Genomic DNA, 15,842 nt, shown 5'->3' on the forward strand with positions numbered 1-15,842 from the left:
ATTACATAACAAATTGCATTTCTCTTTTTTAAGACCTGCTCCGTTTAAGTGCATTTTTTTTACAAGCACTTTTTATATTGCCAACTCTTATCAAACTATATCTATTCCAATCTTAAAGAATCGCTTAGAACTGTCACTTTTTTTGTTTCAAAAATTAAAATGCGAGATCGGACATCATTCTGCGATATAAAAACAACTGAACCATCTTTGTCAATACAATAAGCAATAGGTATAGAAACACCTGTATCTCCAAATGAACCATCAGCGTGGCTAGTCCCAATAACCATTGTTTTATATTTGATTGCGACAATTGTTGCTTCTTTAATCCATTCTTCGAACTGTTCATTGCTAAACATCCCTACACCAATTGGATGTACAATTAAGTCAACGTGATTATATTCTTTACCCTTAATGCCTTGGACTATTAACTCATCACAAAGAATGTGACCAATTTTCAAACCCTCTACTACTACAAAAGATGTTTTACTATACTTTACCCTATCTAAAATTACCTCACCCATGCGATTAATTAATAAAACTCTGTCTTTTGGATTTTCTTGTAGCCTTCTGTGACCTCCGATTAAAACAGTATTATATCTTTTAGCTATATTACAGGCTTTTTTAACATTTTCATTTAAATACCCCTCTGGAAAAATGACTATATCAACATCAGGGTTTTTATTTAGTTCATCTTCGAGTTGTTCAATATGTTTTTCAAGTTTTGGTTGTATTATTAATATTTTCATTCATACACACCTTCCATCAAAAGTAATTTACACAATATTTCCGCATTTAAAACCATTATCATTCTAGAAATAACAAACGATAATAGAACAACATTTTCATTTATGTATTCTTTATTGTAACTTTTCCCTCTTTATTTTCTGCATGATTCCATTCAACTTGTATTTCGAATGTCCCATCTTCAAAGAATAAAGGGAATCTTCTTCGAATAGATTCCTGCATCGGAATGTTATATGCTTCCTTTATATTTACCCAAACAGCCTTTCCTTCTGGTGCATCTTCAATTAGTTCTCCTTTAAAATCCTTTGTAATGTAATTAAAAATCATGTATCGATCCCTAGCAACTGGATTTACATATTCATAAAGACCTTTAAAAATCAGGTTACTTACCTCCAATCCAGTTTCTTCTTTTACTTCTCTAATTGCACCTTCTACTATACTTTCAGGAAATTCAACTTTGCCACCTGGTGGAATAAATCCTTTAAAATTATCGTGTTGTCTATCAAGTAGTAAAATCTTATCTTCCTTTTGAATCATACAAATAGTCCACAGTTTATGATTTACAGAATTACTCATTGGTCCCCCTAAGTTTTTTCAATTTTATCGTATTTTTCCAATTCCTTTTTCACCAAACCACCCTGTATGAACAATAAGGTTTACTGCTAAGAAAACTTATTTTTCAGCCAAGATGTTTTTATCAGATAATAAACTATCTTTGACCATATTTACTTGCTCTACCATATGGCCAATGTTTCCTTCACCAGCATAAAGAGACATATCAAAAAAGTCTTTATTCAAATTAGACCAATATAAAACATTTTCATCTACCGAAACCCTTACCTCTCGCTTTAATCTGCCAACATAAACTTCAACATAACAATTTTGCAAATAATATTTAAAGTCCATTAAGTGATGGAGATTAACATCCTCTTTAGATATACTAGTTTCCTCAAAGAGTTCCCTGTAAGCAGATTCTATACCAGATTCCCCAACCTCGATTTTCCCTCCTACTAAATTACTTAATCCTTTATAGGGATCCCTCAATCGTTTGCACATTAGCAATTGATTCATATCTTTGTTATAAATCATTAAAACATTATATCCTTGCACGATATGCCCCCCTACTTAAATTAAACTGCCACGATCATTAATAACTTCAACAAAAAAAGCGTTAATCCTTCCTGAATCAACGCAATTGTTAGTTCAAGAAATAGCGTTCTGTTTCAAAAGGTTCTTTAAACATACTAAACTTAATAAACCCACTCTAACTGTCCCTTCCTCATTTTTGCTATGTACATAATTTGCCCTGTATGGTTATGTACTTCTCGCACCATTTGTACCATCATATCAAGTAATGTTGATTCGTTGCTATTGGCACTAAAAGTAAGTGGAGGCATATTCAGATGAGGTTGCGACACTAACAATTGGGGTTTTAATCTAACATCTTCTAAAATCTGAATGATTACATCAAATGATTCATTAGCAAGTGTAAGAGCTTCTTTTTTTGATAAATGAAGTCCTCGCTCAAACTCTTTATCTCTATCTCTTTCATCTGCTACATTAAAAAATACTGTTTCAAGTCGTTGATGTACTGTTCCCCTTATATGGGATATTAGATTTGCTATGCTGTTACTCTCCAGAGTTGGATGCCATACAATGTCTTCTTCTGATAATTGATCAATCGCTTGATAGACCCACTTTTTTTCAGATATAAACTTTTCCAACATACTATCAATAAGTAAGATCGAAATATCCAATGAGCTACCTACTTTCTGTACTAATTTGAAATACGATTATACTTATTTCTACATGGTAAAATAAATTCCATTCTTAGCTAACTTGCCTCGTTAAATTCTATTTTCCACTTACATCATTGACAGTTTAATATTTTCAAACATTATTTATTGCGGGATTGTGTATTTAACAATATAAGCATTAATACAGTCTCTATAAATCTGATTCATTGGTTCAGGAATATTATTTATGTTGAAAAATTTAAGTTCCTTGGATTCAGATTCTTCGAGTATAATTTCCCCTGAAATATCATCTGTCATATACAAGGAAGAAATAAAATATGATTCATCGCCATTGGAAAGTTTCTGAAAGTAATCACGGCCCGGAAAAAACATTAACTAATTCTAATGTATCTATTTTTAACCCTGTTTCTTCAAAGACTTCTCTTCTAGCCGCATCTTCCAAAGATTCTTCTATTTCCATAAGGCCTCCAGGTAAGCCCCACGTACCATCAGTTATGTTCTGTAAAAGTATCTGTCTCTTTTCATTCAATACAATAACTAATGACCCTGGTAATATAAGCGGACTGTGTCCAACAAATGAGCGTAATTGTTTAAAATATTCCATTCTTACCTCCTGCAAAAAGCCGTTTAATTTTTAACCAATAATCGGAAGTGCTTTTTTAGATAATAAATCATCAACCAACATTTTATGATCGGTAAATATATTTTCTGGAAGTTCTTCAAGCGGAAAGAAGTTATTCTGTATAGACTCCTCGTTACTTTCAACTAACTCCCCACTGTACCGTTTACAAATAAATGAAATTTGCACCAATGCTACTTGGTCTCCATTAGAAAATGTCTTGTCATATTGAGGACCAGAATAAATCCCAAATAATTCAAGTTCATCTAAGAGAAGCCCCGTTTCCTCGTAAACTTCTCTCTTAGCAGTATCCTGAACGCTTTCACCTAATTCCATAAACCCGCCTGGAAATCCCCATTGTCCATTATCAGTACGTTTTTGCATAAGCACACGATTTTCTTTATCAAATACAAATGCACCTGCCACCACCATTATCACTTTTTCGTTACCAACCATACTTCTTAAATGTTTTATGTAATCCATTTTTTCTCCTTTTAAATTGTTTCTTTTCTATTCTTTATTTAAGATAGATTAATAAGCTAAATCTGCTAATCAAGTAGGGGTTTGTCATTTTTCTGTTATATAAGTTTATCCAACTCACTTAATAAAAGTGATTTTAATGTTTCTAGTTCTTCATCATTTGGTTTCACATTTTCTGCATACATTTGCTCTTTGGGTGTCCACCAGACTGGGTGGGTCGGATTTGCCTCTTGTTCGCTTCTAGGAAAAATGTGCCAATGTATATGAGGGTCGCCATTGCCTAAGAGCTCATAATTTAATTTAATGGGCATAAAAGCTTTATGCACTGCTTCGGATACTTTACTCATTTCTACAAGAAACTTTTCTTTAAAGCCCCTATCCAATTCGTGTAGTTCATTCCGATGCTCCTTACAAAGAAAGAGCGTATAACCTTTGAAATATTGATGGTCCCCAATGACAACATATCCTGTTTCGAGTTCCTTTACAAAGTATTTATTGGTGCTTTCCTTTATCATTTTAATCCGATTACAAATTAAACAATCCTCCATTATGGACCCCTCCTAAAGTATTCAACTAATGAATACCAATTCGACTGTACTCCTATATGCCTTTATTAAAAATTGTTAATCTAATCTGTCCTTTCGTTAAAAAATAAAGAATCTTAACTTGAAGTAAAGCACCTGTTACATAAATAAGGAGATTCCCATATTACAAGAAATCTCACCTATCCTTATTTTATTTTCATAACCATTTCTCTAATAGCCTCTACAACTGCATTCGGATTATCAATATGAATAGCGTGGCCAGCATTTTCCACAATAATATGTTTGCTATTTAAAGACATATTAACCAACTCTTTTTGAAATGTTGTCCAGTAAACCCAAGATTCGGGTGTATGATGTGGTTGTGAACCACCTGTTAAAACGGTTAATGGGATGGTCCCAAGTGAATTTACAGATCTTACTTGTTCTAAGCTTTCCTCAAATGTACTAAGTGAACTTTCAAGTGAAAACCCTTTAAAATAGTCTTCTTGTAATTCTTTATCCCAAAAAGGAACCATTTTTATATTTTGATCTTCGTGGGAAGAATCTATGAGTATAACTCCAGCTACTTCTTCTGGATACTTACCTGCATACAATCTGATAATTATTCCTCCAAATGAATGTCCTACTAAGATATAAGGAGCTTTTATATTTGCCTTTTTCAGCAAGCATCTAAGGTTTTCAACAATTTGCAAACTATGTTTTGGCTTTTCACTTCTGTCACTCTTTCCGATACCGTCTCTGTCATACATAAATAAATTTGCAAATGTTGATACTTCATCCTTAATCGGAAGCCAATTATTTAGATTCCAACCGAACCCCGATTCAAATACAATGGTCGGATTACTAGCTAAACTTTCCGAGTATTCATAGTATAAATTTACTCCATCAATATTCAACTTTTTACCGATAATATTGATACCCATCATTTCCTCCAAAAAAACTTTATATAAAGCTTTTCCACAAAGAACTTAGGATCTCCTTCTTGTTCCGTTAATCTGCCGCGATAGTTCAATAAAAGAGAAGTTTCATCACCAATCACAATCTATCTAACTTTAAATTCATTTAAATAAATCTATTTAAATAATCGCCATATATTTTGTTCATAACTTTGGGGGTGTTTTCTAAATAAACATTAATTTGTTCAATGTTCGATTCGAATTTATCAGAATCACTTTCATCTGTTGGAAAATCAGATATTCCTTTTATAATAATGCACTCAACATCATTCTTCTTACAGATATAAGCAATTGCACCCGATTCTGTATCGGCTATTGTTATTTCGTTTTCTTTAAGTTCTAAATAGTCCTTCCACATAACTACTGCTTTATCAGCGGTGCCAATTGTTCCGGTATAAAAATCATTTCCATATTTTGATAGATCAATATCGACTGTGAAGGATTGTTTAATAAAAGGCTCTATTTCTTTTACTGTGCAATCATATTGAACGGCTTTATCGGGCACAAAAATATCCAAATTATTGAACTTATCATCTATTCCAGCACATGTTCCAGCAACGATTATCTTAGTTAAATTAAATTTAGAAATCATATACTGATTACCACCAACACCATTTACTTTTCTTACTCCGGTACTATAAAAAACAAGTTCAGCATCATTAAATATCCTTAAGAAATACTCGCCATAAGGATAACCGACACGTTCGTTATCTTTTATGCCAAAGTATTCCAATGTCGCTTCATATTCCCACTTCGTTGCTATACTTATTCCTATCATCGAATTATCCACCCTACAAATATTATTTATCACTATTATTCACTTTAGCAATTCCAGTCCAAGTGCATAGAAACGCAAAGATTAACTAAGAAAATACAATAACGATGGTGGCACTCCATTATTTGGGTAACATCCGTAATTGAATCATCATGAGCCCTGGTAATGGGTTTTGGATCCACCCAAGTTTTACCGTCATCAAATGAAAATTGAAAATGGATGGATTGCCCTTTGATTGCATTTTCCGGTATTTTTGATTTGTCACATGGTCTGGAATAGATAATTGGGGCGTATATTACCAAGCTTTTACTGCTTTCCCGTGTTCAAATCTTTCAAATAAAAATGTAATTATTCGATCAGCTGCGTACTCAGATGTTTTTAAGGTTTTTTTATTTTCAGTATTTCTGTGCATATATGTATCAACCATTCAAGGTCTAATGGCCATTATCTTAACATTACTTTTCTCTATCCCAATACTTTTCGTAAACGTTTCTAGTCCAGATTTCGATGTGGAATAGCAACTTCCACCAGATGATAAATTGAACGACGCTCCAGACGAAACATTTAAAATTCTTTTTTCTATAAGCTTAAGATAATTTCCTTTAGTAAAACAGATTTAAGCTAAACTGTCCCTCTAGTCAAATAGAAAAAAGGCATTACTCTTTCTTGAAGTAAAGCACCCGTTTAAGCTTAAGTGTATCTTTTCACAATATCAGGATTATTCAAAGTAAAATTAAAACAGATTTGTTTTATTAACACCGCCAAAATTCTTAATAACTTCACTTATTTTATCATCGAACTAATTAAGTAATCGGCATAATTAAAAATTGCTTTATTATTTTCTTCTGTAAATAATATCGTATGTAAACCAACAGCCTTTGCAGGTATAATATCCATTTCGCAATCATTCCCCACCATTATGCATTCTTCGGGTTTTAGATTTAAATCTCCAAGCATTTTAGTGAAGAATTCAAGGTTTGGTATTCCAAGTTCACGAGATGTAAAAAGATGATTGAAGTTTTTTCTTAAATCAACCCTATTTAAAGCTAATCCCATTAGTTCTGTGTAATGAGGAAAATCCCGCATACGAGTGTCTCCCCAGTCGAATATTATAAATAGAGCCATTAATGTTAATGGTGAGATCCATCAAATAATTGATGGATCTCAGTTAATTAATTCTACTATCTTGTCTCGTTAGTACCAATATACCTATTTATTTAAAAGTCTTTAGGAACTCATTAAATTCTTCAGTATTTTTAAATAGAATAATTTCAACTCCTTGATTTCTGAGGTGATTTACAAACAAAGAATCAAGTCTTTTTACTGCTTCAAAAAGGTGAGATAGATCCCGGGCATCAAGGATTGCGATTAAATCAGGAAAACCTAATTTCTTGTAAACATTTTGATAATCTAAACTTGAGTCTAATGAGGTGGGCCAATGTCCTTTTTCAGCGAAATAAAGAAACCGGGATATTTCACTTTGCACACCGATAGCCCAAAAGTAGGCAGAGTTGTAGTCGTTCATTTCACTAGCCGTTAGAACTTTATCCAATATGCCTTTTATCTCTTCATAAAAACCTTTCATTCGAACAGGGTAGGATGGTCCATCGGAATATGCTTCTTTTTGTTGCAATAGTAAATCAACCGTGTTTTTTGTTAGCTGTTCACATGCTACGCGGATTTCGACGCACGAAGAAGATCGCGTAATTTTTTCCATCAGTTGTTCAAGATTTTCAGGTTTTAATGGAAAATTCATGATTTGTTCCGTGTTTTTGCCCCACCCTTTTGTAAAGTATGTTCGATTAATCAAAGAGATACTATAAAGAACATTTATCAGTATCTCTTGGGCTTCATGACGGTAGATGGTAATATCCATTGAATCTCCGAACTGACTCATGTTATATAAATGAATATACGCATCGCGCAATTGCGATTCAGCTTTATTTATCAACTCCATTCCTTGATGAGTCATATCGGTGATCTTTTGGCGTAGCTTGAAAAAGCGATTTCGGTCGCCTTCAGAACGAACATATAATAATTTGCAATCAGCTATGATTGATACATTAAGTTCTTCGAATGCAGCTATTCTTTCCGCTCGCTCCCAACTAATGGGCCAAAAATCAAAGCTAATATTATTCACCACGAACTGAATACTTTGGCGGAAACCAGCAGTCGTCGCAGGAATGAAGAAAAAGTCCAAATCAGAACGAATAGTTGCCGTTCCCTGTGCGCGCGATCCGTAATAACCGATAAGGGCAATGTCGTCTGGACATTTAGATTTGATATGATTTACCAAAGAGTCCGCAACCTCAAATACATTAAACAAAATAATTCCTCCTTCGCTTCAAGCGATTCTTTTAGAAAACGCTAAAAAGCCACCTTCCGATTGTCATGGGATAGGAGGCAGGCACGAACAAAGAGATTCACTGCTTTACAAAAAAGCAATACTCTTTTTGCTAATACAAAAAAGTGGCCACACTAATCCTACCCAGAAAATTCGTTAACTGACTTTTCCATTGCAGATAGAATTAGTTTATCATTGGCTTTTGGTCACCCTTTCAAAGATTATTACTGAAACTGTATCATATTATTTTACAATTCTCAACATTTTTTGTTATAAGTTAAATAAGAATACTGCCCCGTTAGAGCTTAATAACTCCAACAAAAAAAGAGTTAATCCTTCTTTGATTAACACCTGATAATTCATTAAGACATTGCTAATTATTACCGAGAATACATTGAAAACGTTCAACTCCAGGATACTTTTCACCTAAACTTGTTATTGTGAATCCATATTTTTTATAAAAGTATACAGCCCTTTATCAGTTTCCGCCAATATGGAAGCAAATGAATATTTTTCCAATATAAAATTAATCATTTTACTTCCTATATTTTCTTTTCTATGACTTGGCATTACTGCAATATGCTTTATCTCACAACGCTTGTTAACTAAAAATTTAATTCCAATACAACCTACAATCTCACCATCAACTTTATAGGCATATAGTTTTCTAGTTGGCAATTCCATATATGCTTTATATTCTTTTTTAATATTTTTTTCTGAGGTGGCAAAGGATAAAAGGTCCCACACATTAGGGTGAATTTCTATTGATTTTAATTCTTCCAAAGAAACACCACCTTATTGAATAATAAGTTCAGAATTTAAGATTGATTGCAATTTTTTATTTCTCCAAAAGTAATTTTCATACTAGGAGCGTATACTAAAGAGGAATCAATGTTAAATACTTTTGAAAACAGTAGCTCAGCTTCATACTGAGCCTGTGCATCCTCCAAAGTGACCCCACTGTTTTTTAAACCTTCAATAAACGCTTCTTTATTTGATGGTTTTTCCCCTAAACCTTCCTCTTTTAAAGAAAAATACAACTTTTGCTTATCTATTTGATCCATATAGGGATTGAGGAAATTTACCTTGTCACTAATTCTGCACTCAATGTTCTTCACACCCAATTCTGCTAGATATAATGGTATTTTAGCCCCTATATTTCCATCTTTTCCATTCTTTTTTTCATCATTTTCAAATAGATTTTGAAGAATGCCAAGTTTCATAATATGTGTTTGGTCATACCCATCAATGCAGTATGATGACATATTTGAAATCCAGTGAGGTTCAAAACAAATTATTTTTCCATTGTTTACAATAGAACTGATCATTTTTTGAAGCATTCTTTTGGGGTCTGACATATGTAAAAGAAAAGCGTGGCAAACTGCAATATCATACTTACACTCTAATTCTATCTCGTTTGCGTCAGTTTCAAAGAATTCAGCTTCATATTTGAGATTTTGAAAAAGCTCTATCCCCTTATTAATAAGTTGTTGTCCTTTATCTACTCCTGTATATTTCGACCCAGTTGGTAATAGGGGTAATAACTTAAGCCCTAAATATCCAAATCCGCAACCAAAATCGATAATATGGATAGGTTTAGATAGCTTCCAAACGTATTTCACTAAAAACTCTAAATAGTCATCATTATAATATAAATCTCTCGTTCTTTTGAGGTATTCCAGCTTGGTATCCCAATAATACTCTTCCAATTAATGTCCTCCTTTTCCTAAAGGTTTTTAATAAGATAAAGAGATTTCCCTGTTCTTATTGAACAAAACTACTACTTCAGTTCACTTTAGAGCTTACACCTATAATAACTTTAAATTTTTTTCGCTTTTTTTAATCCGCTTAAATCCTTCCTTCAAATCAAATATTAAAACAGTTTCACCAATCCAAATCCTTAAATACAAAGAGTGAAAATTAATTGGTCCTACTATTCCTTTCTCGTCATAATCCATTCCATCTTCTAACTCTGTTTCTGTCCTAACCAACCAAGTGTTGCGTATTCCAAATTCGATAAACTTCAAAAACAACACCCCCTTAAACTAATTACTCTTCTTATATTCTTTAAGAGGTCTTTGAATTCTTTTCTAAACTAAACTCCCTTTCTTCAATAAGGAAAAAGCCATTATTGCAGCAACTTGCCAGTTGGATAAAGAAGATTCATATCTTATAATAGCGTCTCAGCAAGTTTTATATTTTCCTTTAAATATGTGGGTAATCCATTGTGGGATAATATCTCTTGTGTTGTCATCCATATGACATCATCAACTTCTTCCGTGCTTTTAGCAAAAGGCTCACCCGATTTATGATGACATATAAAAACTATGTCAATAACATTAAGCCCTGAATCAGTAACAAAAGATGAACTATTTACATATCTAAGATCTGTTACTTCGATTCCCACTTCTTCAAATATTTCTCTTTGCAAAGTTCTTTCTAAAATATCCGAAGAATTTCCTTCAATTTCACACTTCCCACCAACAAGAGAAAGAGAACCGCCTGCGTGTTCCTCTTTTTCACTTCTAAGGATTAAAAGCCATTTGTTATTTCGATGAATTGCACCTTCTACATTTACAATGAACATTAAATGCCCCTCCGACATATATTTATAAGCATTCTTTATAGTTTAGATTTTTTCTAAGTCTCTCTTCAACAAAAAAGAGCGATTTGGATAGGCTACACTAAGTTAGACAATAAAAATAAAGGCGAGTAGAATAATAAACAACTAGTGAGGAGAATCTACAATGCCTAAAAAAGACGTACCTTTTCAACGGAGTTTAAAAAACAAGTGGTGGCTTTATATGAAAGTGGAAAAAGCCGTCAATCCATTGTAAGCGAATATGAATTAACCCCTTCTGCATTAGACAGATGGATTGCTCAATTTCAACAGTCTGGATCTTTTCAAGAGAAAGATAATCGAAGCCCAGAAGAACAAGAATTGATTGATTTAAGAAAGAGAAATAAGCAGCTAGAAATGGAAGTCGATATTTTAAAGCAAGCCGCGCTGATCATGGGACGAAAATAGAAGTGATAGAAAGAAATCTTCACAAATTATCTTTTTGTAGATGGTACATGGGACCAAGCATTAAGCTTGAGTCAAACTGTTCATCTTTGATCATATTAAGTTCTCTGGCATCTGCTACATAAAACCCTTCAAATTGTTCTTCTTAATTAAGTTCCTCTGCTTTATCCCTAGCAATTTCAACTAATCTTGGCGTTAAATCCGTTAATGTTACCTTATAGCCATCTTTAGCAAGTTCCATTGAATATTTTCCTGGTCCAGCTCCATTGTCAAGGATATTCCCTGTTTAAGGCATATATTTCTTTATATAGTGCCAATTTACTTGGAATTCAATTGGTTCACGTTCAAGCCTTCCCCATTCATCAAATTGATTATAATAGTTAACTATCTCACTCATAATTTTCACCTAATTCCTTTTTACCTAATTTAATTCGGTAAAAAGGCTTTATGTCCTTCTTTTACCAAACTGACCCGTTCGTAGTGAAAAAGCATTCTTGATTATTACGGAAATTCCCCGGTTACTTTAATAATCGTTTGCCTAGAATATATTACAAATTGTTCATTTGATTTAATAAGTAATCAAGCCAATCATTTTGAGGAGAAACAATCTGTGGTAAGTTGTCTAATGGAGACCAATATAATTTAAAGGTGTGGTTATCTGTCTTTATTTCCCATTTATCAAGCTGACTGTTTGATTGATGATGATAAAATTGTCTTGTTACTTTTGATGCTAAATTCAATTTTTTAGTCCAGCCGGTTATCTGATATGTTATGTAATTGGGTTCTGGATGTTTATCTCCTTCTTTATAAGAGATTTGCACAAATTCCCCTTGGCTTCGTTCGTGAAAAACAGTAATACCTCTTCTTATTTCTGCCCATTGGAAACTTGTCATATCTGGTCTTGAATATAATTTTGCCTTTTCATAAATGATGTATTTCCCTACCAAATTTTGTTCTTGCTTTCCAATGCTGTTACATGAAACAAATTCTTTAAGACCAGTTTCTTCAATAGCTTCTCTAATAGCAGCTTGATAAAAGTCCTCATTTATTTCGACTGTACCTGCTGGTACTTGAATACCTGCATTTGGGTGCTTAATCAAAAGAAGTTCTAGATTTTCATCTTTTTTTCTAGTAATAAAGCATGTAACCTTTCCTAATACGTTTTCCATAGTACCCTCCAGGAAATAATTAGTTGAACTCTCTTGTACTAGCCCTTAAATAAGACCAATTAAGAAAATTGACATTAACGTGAAACATTTAAAAAGAGAGTTTTATTTATACCGGAAAAACTTATCATAATCATCAATTTGATCTGGACTTATTCCGGTTTTATTAATCGCTTCCCGTTGAAATGAATTATTGCAACTTTTACATATATAGTATTTATTTTCCCCTTTTTTGATTTTATAATATTGTGAATCAGAGTGATTAATTGTATATTTATTTTTGCAGAACAAACACGTAGTATCCAACATATTTTCACACTTCCTATGTTTTTTTATTAATAGTAATTATTTTTCATAAACCCATTATTCAAAAGTAGAATGGATTAGCTTAATATTGGATAACTTTGGATCAAGGGAATGCCAATTGTTAGCTCCCAACTTTTTACAGGCTCTCACACTGTTATGGGAAAATTTTTTTAAAACTCTACTCCTTTTGAATTCACTTTTAAATTTTTTGATATGCTGCTATGTTAGGTTCACCTATAAGATTTATTAATTTTAACGTCTACCTAAATTCAGATTTCAAACGAAGCTATTTCATTCTTCAACAAACGCCCTTCCGATAGTTCAAAAATTATTTTGTTATCCAGTTGTGAATTTCATTAGCTACTTTATGAGGGTCGTCCCAATGAACCAAATGATTAGTTTTTATCATTGAAACAATTGTGACATCTTTTATGTTCTGTTTTAATCTGGTTATTCCAGCCTTTCTAGCGTTAATTAATTCTTTTGGAAGAGTCGCGTGGATTAGGATCAATGATGATTTTATGTAAGGATATGCTGTTGTAAAACTTTCTTTAAAAAAGGCTTTAATAATGGATAGAACAGTAAACTTTGAACTAATTAGTTCATATTTTTCATCTTTAATAAAAAGTGTCGAAACCATTTCTTCTATTTTTTTATTCCAATGATTTGTGTATTGTTGATACTCTTTTATAATATCTGCCCAATTGTCGAAAACCGAGGAATGATTCATATAATAGTTCCAACCATCATATACTTTTGAAAAGGTCATATCCTCTTGGAAATCAGGAAATGTATAACCACCGTCAAGTAAAATAACCCCTTTAATTTTTTCAGGATACTTTTTAGCATAATGTAATGCAATATCTGCCCCCCAAGAATGACCTAAAATGTAGAAAGGTTCTTTTAATACTTGTTGAAATACATTGTCATACCATTGTGCAATGTTTGAAAAGAGATAGTCGTCTTCATTTACAAAAGAAGATGTCCTTCCGTGGCCTGGATTATCAAAAGATAGTACATGATAATTATCTTCTAGATATTCAGCCAACTCAAAAAAGGCTGCACCACTATTTCCAAGTCCGTGTAAACAGACTATTATTGGTTTGTTATTTTTTCCCCATTCATAAAAATGAACACTAAACTCTTCGTTACCAAGATCATAATCCTTCATAATACACTCCCTGTTTTGAAATTATTATACTTGTTTATTTCTTTAAACCATTACAATATTCCTTCTTTCGCTATACCGCCTTGTTAGACCTGTAACTTAAACAAAAAAGCGTTAATCCTTCTCCGATTAACACCCCCTTTTGTTTAAGATCATTTGTCTTAGTTTTTATTTATCTCAAGCAAGTCATTTTCCGTAAGTTTTTTTGTGATATTATCTAATTCTTCCGATGGAAACCAATCAATTCCATCACTCCCACCACCATATTTGATAGTATGGGTTATTGAATTGGAAGCCATGTAAATATTGTGATGAACAAATGGGGTTACACTTACGCTTTCCCCTTCCTGTAGAAAGCGAAAATCAATTTCTCCATTCAAACCAATCTCTGCATAAACAATCCAACCTGTCTGAACAACATAAAACTCAGAAACAGCTTTGTGATAATGGCTATTTTGCCATGCACCAATTGCTGAGCCAACCGTACGACAATATGAACTGCCATCAGAACTAACTAACCTAAATCGTTTTTCACCATTATTCATAATTTCAAAATTAACATCTATTCCAGATAAACGAGCTTCTTCCAAACTAATTTTTTTTGGATTATAAGACATATTTTCCCCCCTAATTTTTCATTACACTAGTAACTCTCGACTTTATGAATAATTATTCCTGTTTGTTCAACTAAATTGTTCCGTTAGTACAATAATTTCAACAAAGGGCATTGCTACATCTTTGATAATCGAAAAAATAAATTAAGGACCGAGATTTGTTCCTTAATTCATCTTATTAAACTAAAGCCTGTTGCCCTAATAATTAGCTACGAAAGAGCTATCTAAATTCCACAATTTATCTCCCAAATTTTCTATTAGTTCATTTGCTCTTTTTTCAATCTTATCTGGAAGATTATCTTTATTGAAATACTTAAGGTTAAAACTCTCCCCATCATTCATTTCTAATGTTCCGCTTACATTTTTCGCACGAAATAAGTTAATTACACTATATGTTTCATCTCCATTTGGATACTTGAAATAATAACGTGGACCAGAAAAAACACCTATTAGCTCAAACTGGTTCGCTACAAGACCTGTTTCTTCTTTCAGTTCTCGAGAAGCAACTTCTTCTAAAGTCTCACTTAGTTCCATTGAACCGCCAGGTAAACCCCAATCTAATGTATCAGAACGATGTTGAAAAAGGATTTCCCTTTTCTCATTTATGACAAGTATCGTTGCCCCTACACTTATAATTGCTCTACTACCGATGATCTTTCGTATTTCAGAGATGTACCCCACTTTTCCCCCTCCTAGTTATCCAGTGTGTATATCTTTAGGTTAATATGTCCAAGGACATTAGTCTTTGGACAAATACGACAAGAAAGTTTGTACAAACAATAACTTTAAAATCAACTTTCATTTCGTATTGTTCAGTAACTAGAAATAATCTACTTAGATATATATGTTTCGTGTTTTAATTGGAACTCGGGCTTGGTTACATACTCCTTGTAATTTATTTCTCCATTAAAATCCAAATAAGCCTGATAGCGAGTTCGGATAGCTGGATGTTCTATGAAATCCAGAACTTTGTCTTTCGCCACCCAACGACTTTCGGTTGTTTCCTCAGAAACAGCTAACTCCCCACCAACAGGTTTACATACAAAATCGAAGATAACTTGCGTTGGAACATCAGTCACACCATCATACCATTTAAAAATCCCTGTATTCGAATAGATACCAACTAAGTAGCTAACCTTAGTGTCAATTCCGCTTTCCTCTTTGACTTCACGCACCAAAGCATCCATCAGGTTTTCTCCAACTTCCACTTGTCCACCTGGATAAACCCAACCACCATCACGAGTTTTTACTAAAAGAATATTTCCTTCACCATCTTCTACAAAGCCACCTGCGGCAACGATATGCGTTGGAAATGACAAGTTTTTGACCTCCTTATGCTGCAA

At 33.1% G+C, this 15,842-nt stretch carries 22 protein-coding genes and 2 pseudogenes; 1 reads left to right on the forward strand and 23 read right to left on the reverse strand.

Annotated elements, in window-relative coordinates:
* Positions 1 to 101: 101 nt before the first annotated feature.
* The 17 genes from KHA88_RS05925 to KHA88_RS06000 all read right to left on the reverse strand — a co-directional run bounded on the left by KHA88_RS05925 (position 102) and on the right by KHA88_RS06000 (position 10,807).
* Positions 102 to 746 (reverse strand): hypothetical protein, encoded by a 645-nt coding sequence (locus KHA88_RS05925; RefSeq protein WP_213121557.1) that lies wholly within the window; start codon positions 744 to 746, stop codon positions 102 to 104.
* A gap of 100 nt (positions 747 to 846) precedes the next feature.
* Positions 847 to 1,320 carry an 8-oxo-dGTP diphosphatase gene (locus tag KHA88_RS05930; RefSeq protein ID WP_213121558.1) on the reverse strand — a complete coding sequence of 158 codons (474 nt, stop codon included), beginning with the start codon at positions 1,318 to 1,320 and terminating at the stop codon, positions 847 to 849.
* Between the two features lie 96 nt (positions 1,321 to 1,416).
* Positions 1,417 to 1,854, reverse strand: a complete 438-nt coding sequence (locus tag KHA88_RS05935) for an NUDIX hydrolase (RefSeq protein ID WP_213121559.1) — start codon at positions 1,852 to 1,854, stop codon at positions 1,417 to 1,419.
* 140 nt (positions 1,855 to 1,994) lie between these two features.
* Positions 1,995 to 2,501: a DUF1572 family protein gene (locus KHA88_RS05940; RefSeq protein ID WP_213121560.1), complete on the reverse strand. Its 507-nt coding sequence runs from the start codon at positions 2,499 to 2,501 to the stop codon at positions 1,995 to 1,997.
* Positions 2,502 to 2,853: 352 nt separating this feature from the next.
* Positions 2,854 to 3,105: an NUDIX domain-containing protein gene (locus KHA88_RS21295; RefSeq protein ID WP_346729161.1), complete on the reverse strand. Its 252-nt coding sequence runs from the start codon at positions 3,103 to 3,105 to the stop codon at positions 2,854 to 2,856.
* Positions 3,106 to 3,135: 30 nt separating this feature from the next.
* Positions 3,136 to 3,603, reverse strand: coding sequence for an NUDIX hydrolase (locus KHA88_RS05950; protein ID WP_213121561.1), 468 nt, complete (start codon positions 3,601 to 3,603; stop codon positions 3,136 to 3,138).
* Between the two features lie 95 nt (positions 3,604 to 3,698).
* Positions 3,699 to 4,148: an HIT family protein gene (locus KHA88_RS05955; RefSeq protein WP_213121562.1), complete on the reverse strand. Its 450-nt coding sequence runs from the start codon at positions 4,146 to 4,148 to the stop codon at positions 3,699 to 3,701.
* Positions 4,149 to 4,330: 182 nt separating this feature from the next.
* A complete protein-coding gene (locus tag KHA88_RS05960; protein WP_249312923.1) occupies positions 4,331 to 5,068 on the reverse strand; it encodes an alpha/beta fold hydrolase in 738 nt (245 codons plus the stop codon).
* Between the two features lie 139 nt (positions 5,069 to 5,207).
* Complete coding sequence (locus tag KHA88_RS05965) at positions 5,208 to 5,879, reverse strand: 5'-methylthioadenosine/S-adenosylhomocysteine nucleosidase family protein (RefSeq protein WP_213121563.1); 672 nt, start codon at positions 5,877 to 5,879, stop codon at positions 5,208 to 5,210.
* Positions 5,880 to 6,171: 292 nt separating this feature from the next.
* Positions 6,172 to 6,303: a hypothetical protein gene (locus KHA88_RS21135; RefSeq protein ID WP_283247402.1), complete on the reverse strand. Its 132-nt coding sequence runs from the start codon at positions 6,301 to 6,303 to the stop codon at positions 6,172 to 6,174.
* A complete protein-coding gene (locus KHA88_RS21410; protein ID WP_213121747.1) occupies positions 6,304 to 6,492 on the reverse strand; it encodes an SDR family NAD(P)-dependent oxidoreductase in 189 nt (62 codons plus the stop codon).
* Positions 6,493 to 6,659: 167 nt separating this feature from the next.
* Positions 6,660 to 6,962: an HAD family hydrolase gene (locus tag KHA88_RS05975; protein ID WP_213121564.1), complete on the reverse strand. Its 303-nt coding sequence runs from the start codon at positions 6,960 to 6,962 to the stop codon at positions 6,660 to 6,662.
* 127 nt (positions 6,963 to 7,089) lie between these two features.
* Positions 7,090 to 8,202 (reverse strand): kanamycin nucleotidyltransferase C-terminal domain-containing protein, encoded by a 1,113-nt coding sequence (locus tag KHA88_RS05980; RefSeq protein ID WP_249312925.1) that lies wholly within the window; start codon positions 8,200 to 8,202, stop codon positions 7,090 to 7,092.
* A 453-nt stretch (positions 8,203 to 8,655) separates the two neighbouring features.
* Positions 8,656 to 9,003 (reverse strand): GNAT family N-acetyltransferase, encoded by a 348-nt coding sequence (locus KHA88_RS05985; protein ID WP_249312926.1) that lies wholly within the window; start codon positions 9,001 to 9,003, stop codon positions 8,656 to 8,658.
* A gap of 35 nt (positions 9,004 to 9,038) precedes the next feature.
* Positions 9,039 to 9,929, reverse strand: a complete 891-nt coding sequence (locus KHA88_RS05990; protein WP_213121565.1) for a methyltransferase domain-containing protein — start codon at positions 9,927 to 9,929, stop codon at positions 9,039 to 9,041.
* Positions 9,930 to 10,028: 99 nt separating this feature from the next.
* Positions 10,029 to 10,256 carry a DUF3977 family protein gene (locus tag KHA88_RS05995; protein WP_430413694.1) on the reverse strand — a complete coding sequence of 76 codons (228 nt, stop codon included), beginning with the start codon at positions 10,254 to 10,256 and terminating at the stop codon, positions 10,029 to 10,031.
* A 134-nt stretch (positions 10,257 to 10,390) separates the two neighbouring features.
* Entirely contained in the window at positions 10,391 to 10,807 is a 417-nt protein-coding gene (locus tag KHA88_RS06000; RefSeq protein WP_213121566.1) for an NUDIX hydrolase, read from the reverse strand.
* A 204-nt stretch (positions 10,808 to 11,011) separates the two neighbouring features.
* Here KHA88_RS06000 and KHA88_RS06005 point away from each other — a divergent pair.
* A pseudogene (locus KHA88_RS06005) lies at positions 11,012 to 11,280 on the forward strand (transposase); the annotation flags it as partial.
* On the opposite strand, the pseudogene KHA88_RS06010 reads toward KHA88_RS06005, so the two are convergent.
* The 6 genes and pseudogenes from KHA88_RS06010 to KHA88_RS06035 all read right to left on the reverse strand — a co-directional run.
* Positions 11,277 to 11,642, reverse strand: a pseudogene (locus KHA88_RS06010) (class I SAM-dependent methyltransferase); the annotation flags it as partial. The pseudogenes KHA88_RS06005 and KHA88_RS06010 sit on opposite strands and share 4 nt — an antisense overlap.
* Before the next feature lie 151 nt (positions 11,643 to 11,793).
* Positions 11,794 to 12,414, reverse strand: a complete 621-nt coding sequence (locus KHA88_RS06015) for an NUDIX domain-containing protein (protein ID WP_213121568.1) — start codon at positions 12,412 to 12,414, stop codon at positions 11,794 to 11,796.
* A 631-nt stretch (positions 12,415 to 13,045) separates the two neighbouring features.
* Positions 13,046 to 13,888 (reverse strand): alpha/beta fold hydrolase, encoded by an 843-nt coding sequence (locus KHA88_RS06020; RefSeq protein WP_213121569.1) that lies wholly within the window; start codon positions 13,886 to 13,888, stop codon positions 13,046 to 13,048.
* Positions 13,889 to 14,046: 158 nt separating this feature from the next.
* Complete coding sequence (locus KHA88_RS06025; RefSeq protein WP_213121570.1) at positions 14,047 to 14,502, reverse strand: hypothetical protein; 456 nt, start codon at positions 14,500 to 14,502, stop codon at positions 14,047 to 14,049.
* Positions 14,503 to 14,697: 195 nt separating this feature from the next.
* Positions 14,698 to 15,180 (reverse strand): NUDIX hydrolase, encoded by a 483-nt coding sequence (locus KHA88_RS06030; RefSeq protein WP_213121571.1) that lies wholly within the window; start codon positions 15,178 to 15,180, stop codon positions 14,698 to 14,700.
* A 149-nt stretch (positions 15,181 to 15,329) separates the two neighbouring features.
* Positions 15,330 to 15,818, reverse strand: coding sequence for an NUDIX hydrolase (locus tag KHA88_RS06035; RefSeq protein WP_213121572.1), 489 nt, complete (start codon positions 15,816 to 15,818; stop codon positions 15,330 to 15,332).
* Positions 15,819 to 15,842: the final 24 nt, after the last annotated feature.

Source organism: Lederbergia citrea (genome assembly GCF_018343525.1).
In the GTDB taxonomy this organism is placed as follows: Bacteria; Bacillota; Bacilli; order Bacillales; family Bacillaceae_C; genus Lederbergia; species Lederbergia citrea.